Origin of the sequence: Roseimaritima sediminicola, assembly GCF_009618275.1 — a bacterium.
Classification (GTDB): Bacteria; Planctomycetota; Planctomycetia; order Pirellulales; family Pirellulaceae; genus Roseimaritima; species Roseimaritima sediminicola.
The window spans coordinates 15,761-37,183 of record NZ_WIAD01000048.1; the positions used below are offsets into that span (position 1 = coordinate 15,761).

A 21,423-nucleotide genomic window follows, 5' to 3' on the forward strand; every position below is an offset into this window, starting at 1 on the left:
CCGAGTGCCCGCTCTCGGCCAAGGCGCGAGAGCGGGAACCGCATGGCGAATGACTACTCCTGTTTGCTGATCGCAAACAGTTTGTCTTTGGTGCTGATGTACAGGGTGTTGTTCGCCGCCACGACCGTGCTGTACACGCTGCTGCCCATGTAGATCTCTTCCAGGGGCTCGCTGTGGTCTTTGCCGAACTTGAACACAGCCACTTCGCCGTCTTCATCGCCCATAAAGACGTGTCCATCGGCGATCAGCGGGCTGCCCCAGCTCTGGGCCAACATGTCGTAGGTGAAGTGGACAATCGGCTTGCCATCGTCGGTGCCCTTAGCATCGAGACAGTGGAAGATGCCCGAAAAGTCGGCCACGTACAGCACGTCGTCTTTGATCGCCACCGTTCCACAGCTGCGGTGCATCTCCTCTTCGAAGTCGATTTCACCGTCGCCGTTTTGGTCGACCACGCTGTAGTGCCAGACGACGCCCGAGTTGGGGTTATCGACGGCCACTTCGCCATCCTCGGGCTTGACCGCTTGGATCCGCCGGTGCTCCAGCGGGACCCGTCCGTCGCCTTCGACCTTCAGCGCCAACTGCGGGCTGATGTCGCCGCGTTTGGTGGGATCGATGCACCACAGGTGCCCTTCGCCTTCGCCATGTTCGGGGTCCTGGCCGACGGCCAAGTACACCAAACCGTCGTAGGCGACCGGGGTGGCGATCAAGTTGTTTCGCGTGCCTTCACCACCGAGGATCCATTCCGATTCCTTGGGGTTGCAGTCGAATTCCCACAGCAGTTCCGGCTTGCCATCTTTGCCGCGATCGGCTTTGAAGCTTCGGAGCCAGCCGTCGCCACCGGCGAACAGAACCTGCGGCACGCCCCCGAGTACGGCGACCGTGGGGCTGGACCATTGACCGTGCAGGATGTTGCGGCCCGGGGAATCGTCCTGCCAGATCAATTCGCCCGTGTTCTTATCCAAACAGATGAAACTGGGCGCGGCCGGGGCCGGCAGGTTGATATGCGTCTCGTCCAAGCCGTTGCTGGTGTTGACGAACAACAGGTCGCCGTAAGCGGTCACCGAGCAGGAAGCCATGTTGTGTTGGCTCACACCCAGCGGCTCGGACATCATGTCGAACACCCAGATCACGTCGGCGTCTTGCTTGTCGTGGACCGAGAGGGTTTTGAAGATCGACAGCCGGGGACCGGCGACTTTCAGGTCCAACGTTCGTTCGACGCCGGCGACCTCGCCGGTCAGCTTCCACTGGCTGCCCTCTTCGACCGTTTCGATCGAGACGTTCTCGCCCAGTTTGTGGCCTCGCTGGTCCAGTAGTTCGGCCAGGGCATCGGAGACGTTGCCTTCGCCCAACGCTTCGACCGTGCCCTGGTAGGCTTCGTCGGCTTTCGCCAGATCGGCCACGCGAGCGACTTCGTCTTTGACCGGCCCGTCGTCTTCACCATCGTGGAATCCGCGGGTGTCCAGGCAGCGGACCTCGCCACGACTGGTCACAAACCACAACCGCTCGCCTTCGACGTAGGCGGCACTACAGATCCCCTGCAGCGGCCAGTCGTGCACGCGGCCGGTGATCAGCTTTTCGCTGCTGTGCTGCCACAACAACTCACCGGTTTCTTCGTCGAACGCCAACAGGCATCCCAGGTCGATATCGTTGGGATAACGCGGCAGATGACCCGCCCCGTTGTTGGTCCCTACGTACACCTGGCCGCCGGCGACAACCGGGTTGCCGTAGGTCTGGCTGCCCAGGTTCGCGATCCACTTGATGTTTTCCGCTTCGGAACTGTCCCATTCGCCGGTGCGGCGATCAAAGCGGCCGACGTTCCAGGTGGTGGGGATGTTTTCCACGTTGGGCGTGTTGTTGCGCAGCCGCGTCCCGCCCCACTGCGGCCAGTCGCCGCCGGCCTGGAGAATTTCTTCCGGGTCGTTCACTTCGTCGGAAACCAGTTGGGTCGCCGTTTCGACTTCGCCGGCAACGTCCACCGCAGTTTCGGGTTTGGCTTCGGGTTTGGCTTCGGCTTCGGGTTTGGCTTCAGCTTCCGGCTCGCTGGACGCGACCGTTTCGGCGGCCGTTTCCGGCTTCATTTCCGGCTCCGCAGCGGCTTCCGGTTCGGGTTCCGGCTGAGCTTCCGGTTCGGGTTTCGCTTCCGGTTCGGGTTTCGCTTCGGGCTGAGGCTTGGGGGCCGGCTTGGCGGCTGCGGCTACGCGAGGCGCGGCCTCCACCTCTTCGACAACCGCCGGGGCGGGGCGACCGAAGGGCGATTCCGCCGGGGCGGCCCCCGGTCGCATCGATCCGGTGGTGGTATTGGAGCCAAAGGGACGCATCCCGGCGGCGGTGGCGTTGGATCCAAAGGGACGCATGCCTGCGGCCGTGGCGTTGGATCCAAAGGGACGCATGCCTGCGGCGGTGGCGTTGGATCCAAAGGGACGCATGCCGGCGGCGGTGGCGTTGGATCCGAAGGGACGCATGCCGGCGGCGGTGGCGTTGGAGCCGAAGGGACGCATGCCGGCGGCCGTAGCGTTGGAACCGAGCAGGGTCTGATTGGATCCCAAGGTGGTTCGGTTGGACTGGCTGGCGGGCCGGAAGTTATTGATGTCGCCGACGGTCTTGACCGGCGCCGGCTTCGATTCGGGCTCGCCCGCATCGACATCCAAGTCCAGCGACACGTCGACGTCTTCGTAGCTGATCTCATCAGCCGGGGGCCGACAGCCCCCGAGGGTCGTAGCGGCCACACTGCCCAGCAGCGCGGCGCCGATCAACATCGACCAAGCAGAGAGTTCGTTCTTCATCAGTCTCGATATGGAAAAAGTGGATTGGAAGGCCAGGAGGGAAGGGGTGAACGATTCGAAAATCGCCCATCGCCTTTAATCATTGGCGGTGACCTGCAAATTGTCCAAGTACAACTCGGCGTTCTTGGCGTTGCCGGTCAGCCCGGGGCTGCCGGTCAAATTCGGGGACTCATCGCGGGCGGTGATGGTCCACTCGTTGGGTTCGGGCTGGTCTTTGGGCCAGACCTTGCCCGAAAGCACGGCAACTTTCTTGCCATCTTCTTCAACGATCTCGGCCCGCAGCTTCATGCGGTACCAAGTGTCTTCTTGCCAGGGATAGTCGATCGTGGAGGCCATCCGCAACTGCGTTGGCCAGGTATAGATCTGCAATTCCTGGTTCTCGCCCTGCAGTTCCAGGGCGTAGCCGTGGGCCGAGACACCGATATCGGGCAGTTTGTTGTCCTGCCGCTGGCCGCGAGCGTCGACGGCGATGGTGTAATTGGCCAAATCGCTCGGTCCCATCCACGCCCGACTTCGGGCTCCCTTGGGAATGGTCGTGATCTTGACCAGGGCGGGCGAACCGTCGACGGTGCGAATCACGTGGCGGTAACGGGCCCCGATCCAGGTTTCCGGAGCGTCGTCGGCGTCGTCAAAATCGAAGGACCAGGGCAGCGGGGGGATCGATCGCAGGCGAGCGTCGCCTTGCAAGTCGCCCACCGACGCGGTGATTTTGACGGCGTGATGACTGTCGTCCTGCGGTGCGGTGTAGGTATTGCCGTCGAACGAACCGCCGCCGGTCGCTGTGAACTGGGCCGACTGGTCGCTTTCGATGCGTTGGCCCAGGGCATTGTACAAGCGAACCTCAAAGTCCACTTTGTCTCCGGGACCGATGGTCGATTCGGCGGGTACGATCTGGACCCAAGCGGCGTCCGGATTCTGCTCCACCGGCGTCGTTTCTCCCTCAGCCTGCCGGGGCTCGGCGGCCTCGGCGCCCGAGTTTGCGACGCAGTACATCGCCGATTGACCGGGGAAGTACAGGCGGCCGTTGGCGGCGATCGGCGAACCGTTGAAGGCTTCGTTGCGGATCCGGCCGCGGTTGAGCACTTCGACGCCATCCTCGGTGGGCTCGGCAATCGCCCAGCGACCGTTTTCGGTCAACACGTACAGTTTGCCGTCGGCCATCAACAAACTGGCCCACTGGCGGCTGTCGCCCAGGGTGACGCGTTCTTCGATGAATTCACCCGACTCGATATCGATGACGTACATCTTGCAGCGGTCGTCGATGATGTACAGCCGGCCGTCATGCGCGACCGGAGCACTGCGTCCGACCACCAAACCTTCGATCTTCCAAAGCTCTTTCGCCTGGGTCTGATCACCGCTGCCGGAAATCTCCAGGGCCACGACCGCGCCCATCGACGTTCCGCTGACGTTCTCTTCGCTGTGGCTGGCGATCACGGTGTTGCCGACCACCAGAGGCGTGGCGAACAGGCCGCGACGCGACAATTCGTAGTGCCACAGCGGTTTGCCGGTTTGCGGCTGGAACCCCCAGACCGAGCCGTCGCCGGCGCCGACGACCAACTGCTGTTGGCCATCGATCGTGACCAGTGACGGCGCCGAATACGTGGTGTCCTCGGGCAGATCCCGCGTGCCGTTGAACCACACGATCGTTCCCGTGCGCTTGTCAAAGGCGATGAAGCGGTGGTTGGGTTTGGCGCGTTCGCCGTAATTAATAATGATCCCGCTGATGATCACCAGATCGTCGGCGATGATCGGGAAATTCGTCCGTCCCCCGTAGGTGCTCAGCATACCGAACTGTTCGTGTAGCGGCAGGCTCCACACGGTTTCGCCGGTCTCGCCGTCGATGCACAGGAAGTAGTCGCAGACGCCCAGGGCGTAGACATATCCGGTTTCCGGGTCACAGACCACGCTGGACCACCCGACGCGGGTATCGGGCACGTCGCTGAGCCAGACGTTGAAGCGGTTCTCCCAGAGGATTTCGCCGGTTTCGGCATCGGCGCAGACGACTTTCTCGCCTTCGCGCTTGGTGCCCGGTTCGCTGCGCATGATGCTGTACAAGCGGCCGTTCATGACCGTGGGCGTGGTCCGGCTGGCCAACGCTTCGCTCTTCCACAGCAGGTTGCTGTCCTCGCCGCCCTTGGGATCCCAGTCGGCCGGAAGGTTGGTTTCAGGGCTGATGCCGTCGTACAGCGGGCCTCGCCAATAAGTCCAGTCGGCGGCCGAGACGGCGCTCATACCACACAGCACAGTCACGGCTGCAAGCACGAGTGATAGGAAACGGTGTTGTGTCATGGGCAAAGTTCGCTCGAACATGGTGGGAGAAAGGGACAGAAGGACTCGAGTTCAATCAGTCTGTGGGCGGGTTCCATCAGTCTGTGGGCCCGCCGGGTGTGGGCCCGCCGAGGAATTCGTCTGCGGGATCGAATTTGGGCGTACAGAAGATAACGACTTCCATCTGCCCGACGGCTCGATGCGGAACGCCCGGGGGAATCAAGATGGCCATCCCTTGCCGGACCGGGTGCAGGGTCCCGTCCAGTTCGATCGCCGCATCGGATTCACAGCGAAGGATCACGTAGACCTCGGTTTGGCGGCGGTGAAAGTGGACCTGGGCGTTTTGATCAATGGAGGTCAGATGGACGGTGGCGGGGAAATCGGTTCGTTCGGCAAAGGCTCGGCGAGCCACTCCGCAGGGGCAAGGCAGGGGGGGCAGGGCTCGCAGATCGACCAGCTGGGCGGTGGGTTGCTGGTCCATAGGTGGGTGGGAAGGGGTTAAAACGAAGCGATTACGGAAAGCTTGCCCCCTATATTATACCGATTCTGACGGTCCGGCTACGGACAACCCGAAAGTTGTCGTTTGAATAAGCAAAAAGCTGGAAATCGCGCCATCTGGTAAAGCTTATCAAGCACTCAAAAATACGCCGGAAAGCTAACCGAGCGAGGGCTTTGGTCCGATACCCTATGTTGTCGCTCGAACGAAGCGGATTGAATCCACTCACCATGGACCATCCCCCAACACCTTCGCTCGCACGACAAGACTTAGGGACCTCGCCATAGGATGGCGTTGTACCAACCAGTGATCCGAAACAACGGCGTCGCGATTTCGACGGCTACGGCCGCCGACTTCCAGCCCTTGCTAGCAGAGCGAAGTCAGCGGGCCGAATGTCCGCATTCGGCTGGCAGGTGCTAGCGGTAACCGGGGTCTGATCGATGGCAACTTCGTCCACCGACCATATCCTTTTACCAGCTGGACGCTCCGCGGTTGCCAAGACACTGCATGAACTGACATTCACGCTTTTGCGTTTAGGAGACGATCTCCATGAAGCGGACCATTCTCGTTGCAACCCTGATGCTCGGCAGCTCGATCTGCTCGCAAAGCTTTGGGTTTGATTTGTTGGACCGGATGCTCGGTCTGAAGGGCTGTGGCAGCCACAGCTCGTGTTGCGAAGCTCCGGCTTGTGACACCGTTTGCGAACCGGCTTGCGGCTTGGAAACGGCTTGCGGCGACTGCTGCGAACCGGCTTGTGGTCTGGAATCGGCTTGCGGCGACTGCTGCGAACCGGCTTGCGGCCTGGAATCGGCTTGCGGCGACCACTGCTGCGAACCGGCCTGTGGCTTGGAATCGGCTTGCGGCGACTGCTGCGAACCGGCTTGCGGCCTGGAATCGGCTTGCGGCAACCACTGCGGCGAACCGGCTTGCGGATGCGAGCCGAGCTACGGCTGCGACAGCCACTGCCACGGCAAAAAGAAGGGCTTGTTCGACAAGCTGTTCGGCGGCCTGAAGTGCTGCGATAAGGGCTGCGACAGCGGCTGCTGCGAAGTCGCTTGCGAACCGGCTTGCGGTTGCGAAACCGCTTGCGGTGACAACTACTGCGAACCGGCCTGCGGCTGCGAATCGCACTACGGTTGCGACAGCGGCTGCGACAGCGGCTGCCTGAGCAGCAAAGGCTGCGGACTGCTGGACAAACTGTTCGGTGGCAAGAAGAAGCACGGCTGCTGCGACATGGGTTGCGACAGCGGATGCGGATGCGGAGCTCCGGCCTACGCCGCTCCCATCGCTCCGGCTCCCGCCCCGGTTTCGGCTCCGGCTCCGGCCGCCGAGCAAGCGGCTCCCGTCGCTCCGGCTCCGGTTGTCGACCCCAGTGCTAACCTGCACAGCAAGCGTCGCGTCATTCAGGCCAGTGCCCAATACGTTCGCTGAATAAGCGAAACGAGGGCTCTGTAACCTCTAGACGTGACCCCAAAAGCGGCCCGCTCGGTGTATAACCAGAGCGGGCCGCTTTTTTTTGTGCGCCGATCGTGAACACAGTAGCTCGGCCGAGCTACGATTCTTTTTGCCGCTTCCGCTCGCCTACGGAGCTCTCCCGTCATGTCGGATTCGCCCACTCCCATCGTCCGAGAGTCCTACGGCCGCACCGCCCAGAGCGGTTTGTCGAGCGACGACCCCGGCGTGCACCGCGTGGCCCAAGCGTTTGGATACTCGGCCGAAGAACTGGCCGCCATTCCGGCCGAAGCCAACATGGGATTGTCCTGCGGCAACCCGTTGGCCACGGCCAATCTCCGCGCCGGCGAGACGGTCGTCGACCTGGGCAGCGGCGGAGGCCTGGACGTGTTTCTCGCCGCCCGCAAGGTCGGCCCCTCGGGACGCGCGATCGGCATCGACATGACGCCGGAAATGATCGAATTGGCCCGCCGCAACGCCGCCAAAGGCTACGCCGGCCAAGCCTACGAGAACGTCCAGTTCCTGCTGGGCCGGATCGACCAAATCCCGCTGCCCGACGCCAGCGCCGATGTGATCATCTCCAACTGTGTGATCAATCTGGCCGAAGACAAAGAAGCGGTCTTTGCGGAGATGTTCCGGATTCTTAAACCCGGCGGCCGCGTCGCCGTATCGGACATCGCCCTGAAACAAGCGCTGCCCAGCGAGCTGGCCGAAAGCATCGCCGCGCACGTGGGCTGTATCGCCGGAGCGATCTCGCCGCAGGACTTCCAGCGAGGCCTCAGCGGAGCAGGCTTTGCCGACATCGCCATCGTCGACACCGGCGCCGATCTGAACAGCTACGCCCTGGCCGACGGGCAAGCCGGTTGCTGCACGCCGTCCGACATGTCCTCCGGGGCGAGCGACGAATCTGCTGGCGGCCTGCCGGTCGCCGGTTGTTGTTCATCGCCGCCGGAAGGTTCGCCGGCCAAGGATGGCGAATCGTCGCCGCCGGGCCTGCACCGTCAGCTGGCCGATCTGCTTCGCCGCTACGACGTCAACGCGCATGCCGCGGCGGTACGCGTATTCGCGCTGAAACCGACCGCTGGACCCAAATCCTGATTTTTCGGCCCATAAAGATTGCACCACCCCCCCACGAGGAGCTAAATTCTGGGATTGCGGTCCGCCGCGAAAGTTTGCGAGAAGGCGATGGTTCGATCACTTTTTCGCAGTTGCGACCTTTGCCGGTCCCTAACGAAAACGGTCCAAGATCATGTGCGGTATCGTTGGATATGTTGGCCCCAAGACGGCAGGCACGTTCCTGATCGATGGCCTGCGGCGACTGGAATATCGCGGCTACGATAGTTCGGGAATCGCCGTGCTGGGCGACGACGGCGTGGCCCTGCATCGTGCGGTCGGCCGCATCGACAACTTGGTCAGCGTGATCGGGAGCCAATCGCCGAGCGGTTCGCTGGGCATCGGCCACACGCGTTGGGCCACGCACGGTCCGCCCACCGAAGGCAACGCCCATCCGCACCGCGGCGGCAACGGCGAAGTGGTACTGGTGCACAACGGGGTGATTGAAAACTTTCAACCGCTCCGCGAAGAACTGGTCGCCAAGGGCTATGCCTTTCAGTCTTCGACCGACAGCGAAGTCATCGCGCACCTGATCGCCGACGCGCTGGCGACCAGCCCTCGAGATTCTGAAGACGCCGAGCAGCGTTACGTCGATGCGGTCCAGCAAACGGCCAACCGTCTCCGCGGCACCTACGGCTTGGCGGTCCTGTTTGCCGACTGCCCCGAGATGCTGATCGCCGCCCGCTTTGGCAGCCCCCTGGTCGTGGGCGTGGGCCGGGGCGAACACTTCATCGCCTCGGACGCTTCGCCTCTGGCCGGGCACACCGACCGCATCGTGTACTTGGCCGACCATCAACTGGCCATCCTACGGCCGGGCAGTTTGACGGTCCTGCACCGCGACAACGGCAAGATCAGTCCCGACGTCCAGATGCTGGAAACCGAAACCGAACAGGTCAGCCTGGACGGCTACGACCACTACATGTTGAAAGAGATCTACGAACAGCCCGACGCGATTCGCAACGCCATGCGGGGCCGGCTGGACGACCAGAACGCGACGGCCCTGTTTGGCGGTTTGAATCTGACGCCCCAGCAACTGCGCAGCGTCGACCGCATCATCCTGACCGGCTGTGGCACCAGCTGGCACTCGGCCCTGGTCGGCGAATACCTGTTGGAGGAGTTCGCGCGGATTCCGGTGGAGGTGGAGTACGCCAGCGAACTGCGGTACCGCAACCCGCCGATCGAACCGGGCACGCTGGTCTTCGGCATCACGCAAAGCGGCGAGACGGCCGACACGCTGGCCGCCCTGGTGGAAACCAAACGCAAGGGTCACCGCACGCTGGCGATCAACAACGTCGTGGGCAGCTCGATCGCGCAGGCGGCCGACGGCGGGGTGTACCTGCATGCCGGACCGGAGATCGGCGTGGCCAGCACCAAGGCCTACACCTCGCAGTGCTGCACGCTGGCGATGCTGGCCCTGTATTTCGGCCGCTTGCGACACCTCAGTTACGAAGCCGGCAAGAGCTATATCGAGAACCTGCGGCGGCTGCCCGCCGCGGTCGAACAAGCCCTTTCCTGCGATGCTCTGGTGCGAGGCATCGCCGAAAAGTACCAATCGGTCAACACGTTCTTGTACCTGGGTCGGCAGTACAACTTTCCGACCGCCCTGGAAGGGGCGCTGAAGCTGAAAGAGATCAGCTACATCCACGCCGAAGGTTATCCGGCGGCGGAGATGAAACACGGCCCGATTGCTCTGGTCGACCAGCACACGCCCAGTGTATTCATCGTGCCTCGCGGGACGACTTACGAGAAAGTGCTGGCGAACATGGAAGAGGTGAAGGCACGCGGGGGCCCGATCATCGCGATCGCCTGCCAGGCCGACCCGGCCATCGACTCGCTGGCCGATGACGTCGTTCACGTGCCGGCGATCCCGGAGTTCCTGCAGCCGATCGTCAGCGTGATTCCGCTGCAACTGTTGGCCTACCACGTGGCCTTGATGCGCGGTTGTGACGTCGACAAACCCCGTAACTTAGCAAAAAGTGTCACCGTCGAGTAGCGTCGGTTGACGGACCAATTAACCTGAAGTACCTATTCCTGATCCCATCCGTGGAGGTTCTAAAAATGAAGACGACCGGCCTGAGCTACAACTCGCGCAAAGCCCTGACCGTGCACATTGGTGAACAGGCGGGAACCGAGATCGCCAATTTGATCCAGCGGATGGCGACGGAAATCGATGAACTGCGGCGCACCAAAGTCAGCGTCACGCGGATCGTCCCCAACCAGAATCGCTCCTTTGCTGACGAACCAGCCTAACCCAACTCGACTATGACGACTTACTTAGTAACCGGTGCGGCCGGGTTTATCGGATCCAGTCTCTCACGGTTGCTGCTCGACAAATCGATTCAGGTTGTCGGCCTCGACAACCTGAATGACTACTACAGTGTCCAACTGAAAAAAGATCGTCTGGCGCGGCTGCAGCAGCGCGACGGATTTCGCTTTGTCCAGGCCGATCTGGCCGATCGCCCGGCGATGACGCGACTGTTCGAAGAACACCGCTTCGACCGCGTGGTCCACCTGGCCGCCCAGGCCGGCGTGCGGTACTCGCTGACGCACCCCCACGCCTACACCGAATCGAACATCGAGGGCTTTCTGAACATCCTCGAAGGCTGTCGCCACAGCCAGGTGCCGCACCTGACCTACGCCAGCAGCAGCAGCGTCTACGGGGCCAACACCGAGATGCCGTTCTCGGTCCACCACAACGTGGACCATCCGGTCAGCCTCTACGCGGCGACCAAGAAAGCCAACGAATTGATGGCCCACACCTACAGCCACCTGTACGGACTGCCGACGACCGGACTGCGGTTCTTTACCGTCTACGGTCCCTGGGGCCGGCCCGACATGGCCCTGTTTTTGTTCACCAAAGCCATCCTCGCCGGCCAGCCCATCGATGTCTTCAACCGCGGCGAAATGCGCCGCGACTTCACCTACATCGACGACATCGTCCAGGGCGTGTTCCGCACCGCCGAGCAGATCGCCGAGCCCAATGAGCAGTGGTCCGGGGCCAGCCCGGATCCGGCCTCCAGTAAGGCTCCGTACCGGATCTACAACATCGGCAACAACCAACCGGTCCAGCTGAACCACTTTATCGACGTCATCGAAAAAGCGATCGGCAAACCGGCCAAGCGGAATCTGATGCCCATGCAGCCCGGGGACGTGCCGGCCACCTACGCCGATATCGACAGCCTCGAAGCGGCCGTGGGCTTTCGCCCCCAGACCAGCATCGAAGAGGGCATCGAGCGATTCGTCCAGTGGTACCGCGAGTACTACGGCGTCTGAGCGGCAACGCCGATTAAACCCTCCCACCGGGCATTGGTGTCAACACACGTCGGCGTTCAAGATACCACCCTCCCTTTGGGAGGGTCGCGAGGAACGAGCGGGCAGGGCTTGCACGGTGACTTCACCCACAATGTAGGATCGAATTCCAACTAACGCCCTCCCCGGTCCCGAGAGACCGACCTTCCCAGGGGGAGGGTGATGGGATGTGTAGACACCAACGTCCCCGGGGAGGGCCTCCCGCAGCCCCGCCCATTGGACTTTTTCGCTCTGCGGCTAGAATCAGGAGACGTTTCACTATCTCTACCTGATTCTTAATAGGGCGTTTGCCGACGCCAGCATACAATGAGTAATTCGCCGCAGACGATGTTTGAAAAGATCTGGGACCAGCACGTGGTCCATGCCGAACCCGGCAAACAGGCGATTCTATACATCGATTTGCATCTGGTTCACGAAGTCACCAGCCCCCAGGCCTTCGAGGGGCTGCGGATCAACGGACGCTCTGTCCGGCGGCCCGAACGGACGATCGCCACGCCCGATCACAACGTTCCCACCTCCGACCGCAGCCTGCCGATCGCCGACCCGATCGCCAAAAAACAGATCGCCACGCTCCGCGAGAACTGCCGCGAGTTCGGCGTACAGCTGTTCGATATCGATGACGTCCGCCAGGGCATCGTCCACGTGATCGGCCCGGAAAACGGCTACACCCAGCCCGGCATGACGATCGTCTGCGGCGACAGCCACACGGCCACCCACGGCGCCTTCGGCGCTCTGGCCTTCGGCATCGGTACCAGCGAAGTCGAGCACGTGCTGGCTACCCAGACCCTGCTGCAGTACAAGCCCAAGACGTTCGAGCTGCGGGTCGATGGCGAACTGGCTCCCGGCGTCACGGCCAAGGACATGATCCTGTACCTGATCGGCCAGATCGGCACCGCCGGCGGCACCGGGTACGTGCTGGAATACACCGGCCAGTGCGTCCGCGCCCTGTCCATGGAAGAACGCATGACCGTGTGCAACATGTCGATCGAAGCGGGGGCTCGCGCCGGCATGATCGCCCCGGACGAGACGACCTTCGAGTACCTTCGCGGCCGGCCCAACGTGCCCGCCGATTTCGAGGCCGCCGTCGAGCGCTGGAAACAACTGCCCAGCGATCCCGGCGCCCAGTACGACAAAAGCCGCACCTTCCAAGGTCGCGACATCCAGCCGCAGGTCACCTGGGGAACCAACCCCGGGCAGGTCCTCAGCGTGGCCGACAAAATCCCCAGCCCCGGGGACTTCTCCGACGCCACGGACCAGAAAACCACCGCCGACGCGCTGGAGTACATGGGCCTGACGGCCGGCACGCCGCTGACCGACGTGACCCTCGACCGCGTCTTCATCGGCTCCTGCACCAACGCCCGGATCGAAGACCTGCGGGCGGCCGCCGCGGTGGCCAAAGGACACCGGGTCAGCGATCGCGTCAGTGCGATGGTTGTGCCCGGCAGCGGACAAGTCAAACGCCAAGCCGAGCAGGAAGGCTTGGACCGGATCTTCAAAGAAGCCGGTTTCGATTGGCGCGAGGCCGGCTGCAGCATGTGCCTGGCGATGAACCCAGACAAACTGGAACCGGGCGAGCGCTGCGCCAGCACCAGCAACCGCAACTTCGAAGGCCGTCAGGGCAAGGGCGGACGCACCCATCTGGTCAGCCCCGCGATGGCCGCCGCCGCCGCGGTCTCCGGTCACTTTGTCGATATCCGTGACTGGAAATACCAGTAACCCGCACCCACGCACGCTTCGCACCGGCCCTTTCCAGCACTTCCGAAAAACCATCTGTCCCATGCAAAACTTCACCATCCACACCGGCGTCGTGGCCACCATGGACCGCGCCAACGTCGACACCGACCAGATCATCCCCAAGCAGTTCCTCAAGCGGATCGAACGCACCGGCTTTGGCCAGTTCCTGTTCTACGACTGGCGCTACGAAGCCGACGGCAAGACGCCGAATCCGGCCTTCGAGCTGAACCGAGTGAACGTCAAAGGGGCTTCGATCCTGGTCACGCGTCGCAACTTCGGCAGCGGCAGCAGCCGCGAGCACGCCGTCTGGGCGCTGGACGATTTCGGCATCCGCTGTGTGATCGCACCGTCCTTTGCCGACATCTTCTTCAACAACTGTTTCAAGAACGGCTTGCTGCCGATCACGCTCAGCGAAACCGACATCGACCAGCTGTTCCAGCGTGCCGAGGCCAATTCGCCGTACCAGTTGACCGTCAACCTGGAAGACCAAACGATCAGCGACGGGCAGGGTTTCGAGCGATCCTTCGAAGTCGAACCGCATCGCCGCCACTGCTTGATGCACGGCCTGGACGACATCGCCCAGACGCTCGAGCACGAGGACAAGATCACCGCGTTCGAACAAGCCCGCGGGTCGTTTGGTTGATGGTTGATGGTTGATGGTTGATGGTTGTTGGTTGTTAGTTGTTAGTTGTTAGTTGTTAGTTGTTAGTCGACGCGCCTCGTAGCCGAACTCGCCAGAGTTTGGACGGGGTGCACGTAGCCGAGCTCGCAAGAGTTTGGACAGGTGGCTGCGAGAGCGATCCCGATCGACGCACGAGCAACCTCGCCCCAAGGGGGCAAATGCGGTGTTTTCTTTTCGCACATAGATTCCGTTAGAGCCAGCAAATCTCAAATCTCAAAACGAGCACGAGCACGAGCACGAGCACGAGCACGAGCACGAGCACGAGCACGATTTAAACTCGCCACTTCCAAACCCTGGCGAGTTCAGCTACGGGTCTCAACCAACAACCAACAACCAACAACCAACAACCAACAACCAACAACCAACAACCAACAACCAACAACCAACAACCAACAACCAACAACCAACAACCAACAACCAACAACCACCTACTGCTGCAGGTAACCGATCAGATCGCGGATCTGTTTGTCGGTCAGCGGTTCCAAGAGGCCGTCGGGCATCATCGAAACGCTCGAAACCCGGTGCTCGTCGATCTCCTCGACCGGCACGACGATTCGCTCGTTGATCGTCCGGAGCGTCAGCGAGCGTGCGTCCTGGCGGACGAATAATCCGGTCAGCACGCGGCCGTCGCGCGTCGTGACGACGTGCAGCAGGTAGTCGCGCGAGACCGCTCCGCTGGGCGAAACCAGGTTCTCGAGCAGATAGTCCAGATTGCGGCGTTGGGCGCCGGTCAGATCCGGCCCCAGCTCCGCGCCTTGCCCCAAAAACTTGTGACACGCCCCGCAGTGCTGCTGAAACAATTGCCGGCCATGGGCTAAATCGGCGTCGGCCAAAACGTCGGCCGTCAACCACGACTTGTAGTGCTGGATCTTGCGAGCCTGCTGGGCGGTGGTCGGCTCGAGCTTGCCCCAGAGCGTCTCGACGCGGCCGGCCAACGCTGGATCTCCCAAACGCCGCAGCTGCCGCGCGGCAAACGCCGTCAGGTCCGCGGCCGGAATATGTCCTTGTTCCATCGCCGCGACCAGCGTCTCGGCCCACGTTAGCCGCGTCGCCAAGGTCTGCAGTGCCTCGCTTTTCTCGGCGGCCGACCAGGCCGAATACCGCCCCAGGATCTCTTTGGCCACCGCGGGCGATGGGTAATGCACCAGCGCCCGCAGCGCCGTGGTCCGCAGCTCCGCGTCGTCGAGCATCGCGATCAATGCCGGCTCCAGTTCCGTCGGCCGCGCGGCCGCCAAAACTTCGATCGCTTGCCGGCGTCGCCGCGGCGATGCCGTGACGTCAGTCGCTTGGCCGATCAACGTCCGCCGGACGTTCGGATCGCCAAATCGCAGACCCAATCGCGTCGCCCGCTCGCTGACGGCCGCTTTCTCACTGGCCAGCAAACGGCCGTACGCCTCCGGCCAAGCGGCGGGCAGCGGAACATCGCGACGTCCCTCCAGCCCCGCCAGCAAACCGTCCAGCAAATTAATCTGCGCCGCTGCGTCCAGTTCGCGATCGGTCAAGCGCGACACCAACATGGCCACCCCTTCGGCCGCACGGTCGCTGTCGGCGATCCGCCGTGCTATGTGCCGACCAACCGTGGGGATCTGAGATTGAAGCGCCAGCGAAACAAACCGCGTTAGGTCCTCGCCGATCAGCGGCTCGACACCGTACCAGATCATCAGCGGCAGGTTCGCGTCGCGGGCGTCTTCGCCACGGCGGGCCAGCTCCGTGGCGATCGGCCAGCGATGTTCTAAAGGCAATCGCTGCAGAGCGCTGGCCAGCGACAACCGCACCAGCGGCGAAGCATCTCGGGCGGCCAACAGACGCAGCCGCTCGGCCAACGCCTCCGGTGCATCGGCCTGTTCGCACAGCAACGTCACGGCCCAGGAGCGCAGGTTCTCGTCGTCGGCCTCCAGCAGTGCGATCAGCGTTTCTTGTTGCAGAGCATCGCAGGCGTGCAGGGTCCACAACGCGCGCAGCCGCCGCGGCACTTCGGAGTGATCGTGCAGGTGCTTGCGCAGCCGCTCGTAAGCCGCCTTCAGATCCTGTCCGGCCGCCGCCCGCTCCTGCAGGATCCGCCGGGCGTGCCGCACGTACCAGTCGTTGCGGTGCAGGTGCAGGTCGGCCAATTGTCGCGAAGACAGAGCGGCGAGGTCGTCGTGCTCCCGTTCGGCCGCATCGCCATACGTGATGCGAAAGATACGTCCGGTCTGCCGCTGGGTGTTGCGGGTGTGGTGGCATTCGCCGGTGTCCGACCAGTCGCTGACAAAGATTTCGCCGGCGGCGCCTTGGGCCAAGGTCACGCCGACGAACCAGGGATCGGCCGAACGAGCAAAGTCCGGCCCGTGCGAAGCGACGTATCCCGAACCCTCGCGGCGCAGCAGATCGTTGTTGATCCGTTTGCCGTGGATGTTGTTGGTGAACAATTGGTTGCGGTAGCGAGGCGGAAACGCATCGGCCAGATAAATTAATGTGCCGCAGTGAGCATGACCGCCGCCGGCGCCGTCCTCGGCCGCCGACCCCAAGCCGTTTCGCGGATTGCCGATGCCCACGAAATGCAGGTGGTCGGCGATCGTGTCGATCCGCTCGTAGGCGTACTGGCTGGACGCCCGGCCGCGCCAGGGTTCGTAGTGCGCCCCCTGGATCACCTGGAACAGATGTGGGTTCACACAGTTGCAGACAAAGGCGTGTCCGTAATCGTTCCAGTCGATGCCCCAGGGATTGGTCGTGCCATCGGCGTACGCTTCCCAGACGTCGCGGACCACGTGGTAACGGTACACACCCCCGTCGAACCGCGTCCGTTGGTCGTCGCCGTCGCCCGGGCGCCCGATCATCGACCAATTGGTCCGGCCATGGGTTCCATACAACCATCCGTCGGGCCCCCAGGCCAGGGCGTTGGCCAGGTTGTGAGCGTTGGCGTGCGTGCCAAAGCCATCTCGGATCACTTGCGGAGGCCCATCGGGCACGTCGTCGCCGTCGCGGTCGGGTAGAAATAATAATTGCGGCGGCGACACCACCCACACCCCGCCAAACCCCACTTCGATGCCCGTGACGTAGTTCAAGCCATCGTAAAAGAGCGTGCGCCGATCGTGCCGTCCATCGCCATCGACGTCCTCGAGAATCACGATCGAATCGCCCGACTCATTCGTCTTGACCGGATAGTTATCGGCTTGGGCGACCCACAGCCGGGCGCGGTCATCCAGACAGAATCCGATCGGCTGCCGCACCGCGGGTTCGCCGGCAAACAGGGTGACCTCGAACCCCTCGGGAACGCGCATCGTCGCGGCCGCTTCCAAGGGCGGCAAGGCGGCCGGAGCAGGCTCCTGAGCCCCGACACCGGACGTCAGGAGCAACCAGCCCAGGCCGGTAATCCACAATCGGAACGAGCTGCTTTCGACGTATCGCATGGACGGAAAGGGGGAAGAACGACAAGAAAGGCATGGCAGGAAGGGGCGTCCTGCCATTGTAGCTCCTACCCGCCGGCGAACTTGCCACGGGCGGATGCCCCCCGATAGACTGACAGACTCACCTTCTTCATCGCGGTTGGGGGCAAGGCGGTATGCAGACGGACTCGCAACGAACGCCGACGGTGACAACCTGGTTGCGGCTGACGATGGTGCCGGGGATCGGTCCGCGGATCCTGGCCGATTTGCTGGACTGCTTCGACACACCCGAAGCGGTGCTGGCCGCCGACAGCCGGCAACTGATGGGCGTGCCCGGCGTCGGCACCACACTGGCCCATCGCATCCGTCACGCGGCCGATCATGTGGACACCGAAGGCATCCAGGCCTGGTGCGAGCAGACCGGCACGACGATCCTGCTGCGCTGCGCGCCCGAGTACCCGCGGGCGCTCACCGAGCTGCGGGACGCGCCCCCGGTGCTGTTTTGCGGCGGCCACTTGCAGGCGCAAGACGCCCTGGCCGTCAGCATCGTCGGCACCCGCCACGCCACGATCTACGGTCGTCGTCAGGCCGAGCGTTTGGCTTATGGCTTGGCCCGAGCCGGCGTGACGATCGTCAGCGGGCTGGCTCGCGGGATCGATACGGCGGCCCACCGCGGCGCCTTGGATGCGGGCGGACGAACCATCGCGGTGCTGGGCGGCGGGCTGGGAAAGATCTATCCGCCGGAGAACGCCGAGTTGGCCGAAACCATCCGCGGCCACGGCGCCCTGCTCAGCGAGTACCGGCCGGACGCCGCGCCACGCGGAGGAATGTTTCCGCAGCGTAATCGCTTGATCAGCGGCCTCGCCATGGCCGTGATCGTCGTCGAAGCTCCGGACCGCAGCGGCGCGCTGATCACCGCCCGGCTGGCCGCCGAGCAGGGTCGGGACGTGTTCGTCGTCCCCGGCGGCGTCGACAGCCGCGCCTCCCGCGGTTGCCTGCAATTGATCCGCGACGGGGCCACGATGGTGCGCGGCCCCGAAGACGTGCTGGAGGATCTGGGCCCGGCGGTCGATAGCATTGAAACCGACTCCGGACACACCCTGCGAAACGGTTCGGAATTGTTGCTGAACGACCAGGAACGGGCGGTCTTGCAGGCGATCGAGCCGCAGGCTACGGCGATCGACGCCGTCGTCGCCCGCAGCACCTTGCCAGTTCATCGTGTACTGGCGACGATTACGGTTCTGGAATCGCGCAAATTGGTCCGCCGGCTGAGTGGACAATACGTCGCCCGGGTTTGACAGAAGGATGTATGGTGACGCCACCCCTGGATGCCGCGGCAATTTTGGGCCCTGAGGGTCGCATTGCACAGCGCTTACAAAACTACGAACACCGCCCCCAGCAGATGGAGATGGCCGAGGCGGTCGCCGCTGCGCTGGCCGCGGGCAAGCACCTGATCGCCGAAGCCGGCACCGGAACGGGCAAGAGCTTTGCCTACCTCGTCCCGGCCATCCTGCATGCCACGGCCGACCAACATGACGATTCGTCACCGTCCTCCAACCAGAACCCCGACAAAGCCAAACGGACACGGCGGGTCCTGATCAGCACCCACACGATCAGCCTGCAAGAACAGCTGATCAACAAAGACCTGCCGATCCTGAACAGCGTTATTCCGCGCGAGTTTTCCGCCGTGCTGGTCAAAGGACGCGGCAATTATCTGTCGCTGCGGCGGATGCAAACGGCTCGCGCCCGCGCCACCCAGTTGATGGGCTTTGACCGCCAGATCCAGCAACTGCAAGCGATCGAACAATGGGCCAAGACCACCTCCGACGGCAGCCTCAGCACGCTGCCGGTGCGTCCCGACCGCGACGTCTGGGACGAGGTCCAAAGCGATTCGGGCAATTGCTTGGGCCGCAAGTGCAAGACGTACAAAGAGTGTTTTTATTTCAAAGCTCGCCGCCGCGCGACCGGCGCGCAGATCTTGATCGTCAACCACGCCCTGTTTTTCAGCGACCTGGCGCTGCGGCAACAGGGCGTCAGCATCCTGCCCGATTACGACGCCGTGGTCCTGGACGAATGCCATACGATCGAAGCGGTCGCCGGCGACCACCTGGGCGTGCGCGTGACCAGCGGCCAAGTCGATTACATCCTGAACAAGCTGTACAACGACCGTACGCAGAAAGGCCTGTTGGTCGCGCACGACCTGCAGGGCATGCAAAAGGAAGTCGAACAGTGTCGGCACGCCTCGACCAATTACTTTGCCGACCTGCTGGACTGGCAGGAGCGTCACGGGGCCAGCAACGGGCGCGTCACCCAAGCCAAAGTCGTTCCCAACGCGGTCAGCAAGACGCTGGAGAAATTGGCCGGCCGTCTGCACAGCTACGGCCGCGATCTGAAGAACGAATCGGACGCCAAAGATTTTACCTCGGCCCACGACCGTTTGATGCTGTTGGCCGGTCAACTGCGCAGCTGGAACGAGCAGACCCTCGGCGCGGCGGTGTACTGGATGGAACGGACCCCCACCAGCCGCGGCTTGCCGCGGGTCACCCTGGCGGCCGCTCCGATCGACGTCGGCAGTGTGCTCCGCGAACAATTGTTCCAACCCAAAGAGGACGAGGAAATCTCACGCCCGCGGTCGGTGATCCTGACCAGTGCGACGTTGGCCGTGGGCAAGGAACGAGACTTTTCCTTCTTTCGCTCGCGGGTCGGACTCAGCGGTGGCGGTTCGCTGCGCGTAGGCAGCCCGTTCGATTATTCCCAACAAGCCAAATTGACGCTGGTGACGGATCTGCCCGATCCTTCGGCCCAGCGCCAGGCTTTCGAGAAAGCTTTGCCGGCCCAGATCCAGCACTACATCGCCCAGACCGGCGGCCACGCCTTTGTGCTGTTTACCAGCTACGACCTGCTGCGGCGCTGCGCCTCGGCGTTGGTGCCGTGGTGCGGCCGCCAGGGGATGAACCTGTACAGCCAAGCCGGCGACCAAACCCGCACCCAGTTGCTAGACGCCTTCCGCAAGAATCCCCGCAGCGTCCTGTTCGGCACCGACAGTTTTTGGCAGGGCGTCGATGTGCCGGGCGATGCCTTGCAAAACGTGATCATCACCAAGCTGCCGTTCAGTGTTCCCGATCATCCGCTGCTGCAAGCGCGCTTGGAAGCGATCCGCGAATCCGGTGGCAACCCATTTCGCGATTATCAATTGCCCGAAGCGGTGATCAAACTGCGACAGGGATTCGGGCGGTTGATCCGCACGGCCACCGATTCGGGCATCGTGGTGATCCTGGACCCTCGGGTTCACAGCAAGCACTACGGCCGCACCTTCGTGCAGTCGTTGCCGACGATGGAAACGGTTCACGCCCGCGCCACCGATGCGATTCGGGTGTAGGAAGGCAGGCAGGAATCATTGCGGGCGCGGCGCACCCTTTCCCGGTGACCAGTGGAACGCTCGCGACCGGACTTGTGGCTAGCAATAGCGAGGCCATCCTCGATCGCGCGGCTGAAATAATCGAAAAAGCCAGTCCCCAATTGGTCCTGGTCCTCACTGTGCTATCGGATGTCATCAAAGACATCGGCCCGAAAGACTTGGGCGAAATGGCCGGGATGATTGTGTACGAAGTCATGTAGACGGTGCTATTTTCCGTGGTGACCGCGCCTCTCGGTGGGGCAGGAGGTGCCGCTCGGTTGGCGATAGCCCCCATCAAGGTCCTTCGCCATGCCGCCCAGATGGAAGCGTTTGCCAATCACGCCACGACTCTGCTAAAATTAGCCGGTTACTTTGAAAATGCCGGCAATTTGGGAACGCTAGCAAAAGCTGGCAACACAAGTCGGATTGTCGATCTTGCAGATGAAGCCAGCGATACCTTGCGCGGTGTCCAGGCTCCAAACAGTGCAGGGACTGTCATTGACTATCTCGTCCCGCAGGAGCTGCGAGGCAAGCCGTGAATTGGCGTAGTAACAAGTTCTTCGGCCACACGTTCAATCAACACGGAGCAGGGCCGAAGATTACACGTCGGCTTACCGGACGCGTTGGAGGTACCGGACAGCCACAAGGTCAATGGCTCGATAATTAGCGTGCCGCCGAGTTCCTGAACGACCTGCCTGATATCGGAGAGGCGGCGACTGTTCGGATTCCGCAAGGTCTCGGTCGTGTGATAATGCCTGATGGATCGTTCGTTACTGCGGAATGGGCAAGAGTCGTTGTATCTCCGCCCGGCTTCCGTACCGCGT

General features: G+C 62.8%; 15 protein-coding genes. 11 read left to right on the forward strand and 4 right to left on the reverse strand.

Going from position 1 to position 21,423, the window contains the following annotated elements; all coding sequences use genetic code 11:
* Nucleotides 1-53: 53 nt before the first annotated feature.
* The 3 genes from GE027_RS18280 to GE027_RS18290 form a co-directional block, all read right to left on the reverse strand.
* Entirely contained in the window at nucleotides 54-2,078 is a 2,025-nt protein-coding gene (locus tag GE027_RS18280) for an outer membrane protein assembly factor BamB family protein (RefSeq protein WP_153558684.1), read from the reverse strand.
* 780 nt (nucleotides 2,079-2,858) lie between these two features.
* Complete coding sequence (locus GE027_RS18285; protein ID WP_153558664.1) at nucleotides 2,859-5,072, reverse strand: outer membrane protein assembly factor BamB family protein; 2,214 nt, start codon at nucleotides 5,070-5,072, stop codon at nucleotides 2,859-2,861.
* A gap of 76 nt (nucleotides 5,073-5,148) precedes the next feature.
* On the reverse strand, nucleotides 5,149-5,532 hold the full coding sequence (locus GE027_RS18290) for a cupin domain-containing protein (protein ID WP_153558665.1): 384 nt from the start codon (nucleotides 5,530-5,532) through the stop codon (nucleotides 5,149-5,151).
* A 564-nt stretch (nucleotides 5,533-6,096) separates the two neighbouring features.
* On the opposite strand from GE027_RS18290, the gene GE027_RS18295 reads away from it, so the two are divergent.
* From GE027_RS18295 to leuD, 7 genes are all read left to right on the forward strand, one after another.
* Nucleotides 6,097-6,978 carry a hypothetical protein gene (locus GE027_RS18295; protein WP_153558666.1) on the forward strand — a complete coding sequence of 294 codons (882 nt, stop codon included), beginning with the start codon at nucleotides 6,097-6,099 and terminating at the stop codon, nucleotides 6,976-6,978.
* 168 nt (nucleotides 6,979-7,146) lie between these two features.
* Nucleotides 7,147-8,097: an arsenite methyltransferase gene (arsM, locus tag GE027_RS18300; RefSeq protein WP_153558667.1), complete on the forward strand. Its 951-nt coding sequence runs from the start codon at nucleotides 7,147-7,149 to the stop codon at nucleotides 8,095-8,097.
* 151 nt (nucleotides 8,098-8,248) lie between these two features.
* Complete coding sequence (glmS, locus tag GE027_RS18305) at nucleotides 8,249-10,105, forward strand: glutamine--fructose-6-phosphate transaminase (isomerizing) (RefSeq protein ID WP_153558668.1); 1,857 nt, start codon at nucleotides 8,249-8,251, stop codon at nucleotides 10,103-10,105.
* Nucleotides 10,106-10,170: 65 nt separating this feature from the next.
* Nucleotides 10,171-10,362, forward strand: a complete 192-nt coding sequence (locus GE027_RS18310; RefSeq protein ID WP_153558669.1) for a hypothetical protein — start codon at nucleotides 10,171-10,173, stop codon at nucleotides 10,360-10,362.
* Between the two features lie 12 nt (nucleotides 10,363-10,374).
* Nucleotides 10,375-11,385, forward strand: a complete 1,011-nt coding sequence (locus tag GE027_RS18315) for an NAD-dependent epimerase (protein ID WP_153558670.1) — start codon at nucleotides 10,375-10,377, stop codon at nucleotides 11,383-11,385.
* A 342-nt stretch (nucleotides 11,386-11,727) separates the two neighbouring features.
* Complete coding sequence (gene leuC / locus GE027_RS18320) at nucleotides 11,728-13,137, forward strand: 3-isopropylmalate dehydratase large subunit (protein ID WP_153558671.1); 1,410 nt, start codon at nucleotides 11,728-11,730, stop codon at nucleotides 13,135-13,137.
* 61 nt (nucleotides 13,138-13,198) lie between these two features.
* Nucleotides 13,199-13,798, forward strand: a complete 600-nt coding sequence (leuD, locus tag GE027_RS18325) for a 3-isopropylmalate dehydratase small subunit (RefSeq protein ID WP_153558672.1) — start codon at nucleotides 13,199-13,201, stop codon at nucleotides 13,796-13,798.
* A gap of 467 nt (nucleotides 13,799-14,265) precedes the next feature.
* On the opposite strand, the gene GE027_RS18330 is transcribed toward leuD, so the two are convergent.
* Complete coding sequence (locus GE027_RS18330; protein ID WP_162006806.1) at nucleotides 14,266-17,226, reverse strand: PVC-type heme-binding CxxCH protein; 2,961 nt, start codon at nucleotides 17,224-17,226, stop codon at nucleotides 14,266-14,268.
* A 182-nt stretch (nucleotides 17,227-17,408) separates the two neighbouring features.
* Here GE027_RS18330 and dprA point away from each other — a divergent pair, with 182 nt between their 5' ends.
* The 4 genes from dprA (at nucleotide 17,409) to GE027_RS18350 (ending at nucleotide 21,138) form a co-directional block, all read left to right on the forward strand.
* A complete protein-coding gene (dprA, locus tag GE027_RS18335; protein ID WP_162006807.1) occupies nucleotides 17,409-18,500 on the forward strand; it encodes a DNA-processing protein DprA in 1,092 nt (363 codons plus the stop codon).
* 14 nt (nucleotides 18,501-18,514) lie between these two features.
* Nucleotides 18,515-20,581 (forward strand): ATP-dependent DNA helicase, encoded by a 2,067-nt coding sequence (locus tag GE027_RS18340; RefSeq protein ID WP_153558685.1) that lies wholly within the window; start codon nucleotides 18,515-18,517, stop codon nucleotides 20,579-20,581.
* 74 nt (nucleotides 20,582-20,655) lie between these two features.
* Nucleotides 20,656-20,820 (forward strand): hypothetical protein, encoded by a 165-nt coding sequence (locus GE027_RS18345; RefSeq protein WP_153558675.1) that lies wholly within the window; start codon nucleotides 20,656-20,658, stop codon nucleotides 20,818-20,820.
* A gap of 3 nt (nucleotides 20,821-20,823) precedes the next feature.
* On the forward strand, nucleotides 20,824-21,138 hold the full coding sequence (locus tag GE027_RS18350) for a hypothetical protein (RefSeq protein ID WP_162006808.1): 315 nt from the start codon (nucleotides 20,824-20,826) through the stop codon (nucleotides 21,136-21,138).
* Nucleotides 21,139-21,423: the final 285 nt, after the last annotated feature.

Coding starts and splice junctions, on each gene's coding strand:
- GE027_RS18290 (WP_153558665.1), bottom strand. CDS start 5,532: ATGGACCAGCAACCCACCGCCCAGCTGGTCGATCTGCGAGCCCTGCCC.
- GE027_RS18310 (WP_153558669.1), top strand. CDS start 10,171: ATGAAGACGACCGGCCTGAGCTACAACTCGCGCAAAGCCCTGACCGTG.
- glmS (WP_153558668.1), top strand. CDS start 8,249: ATGTGCGGTATCGTTGGATATGTTGGCCCCAAGACGGCAGGCACGTTC.
- GE027_RS18285 (WP_153558664.1), bottom strand. CDS start 5,072: ATGACACAACACCGTTTCCTATCACTCGTGCTTGCAGCCGTGACTGTG.
- arsM (WP_153558667.1), top strand. CDS start 7,147: ATGTCGGATTCGCCCACTCCCATCGTCCGAGAGTCCTACGGCCGCACC.
- GE027_RS18330 (WP_162006806.1), bottom strand. CDS start 17,226: ATGCGATACGTCGAAAGCAGCTCGTTCCGATTGTGGATTACCGGCCTG.
- leuC (WP_153558671.1), top strand. CDS start 11,728: ATGAGTAATTCGCCGCAGACGATGTTTGAAAAGATCTGGGACCAGCAC.
- GE027_RS18295 (WP_153558666.1), top strand. CDS start 6,097: ATGAAGCGGACCATTCTCGTTGCAACCCTGATGCTCGGCAGCTCGATC.
- GE027_RS18315 (WP_153558670.1), top strand. CDS start 10,375: ATGACGACTTACTTAGTAACCGGTGCGGCCGGGTTTATCGGATCCAGT.
- leuD (WP_153558672.1), top strand. CDS start 13,199: ATGCAAAACTTCACCATCCACACCGGCGTCGTGGCCACCATGGACCGC.
- GE027_RS18280 (WP_153558684.1), bottom strand. CDS start 2,078: ATGAAGCCGGAAACGGCCGCCGAAACGGTCGCGTCCAGCGAGCCGGAA.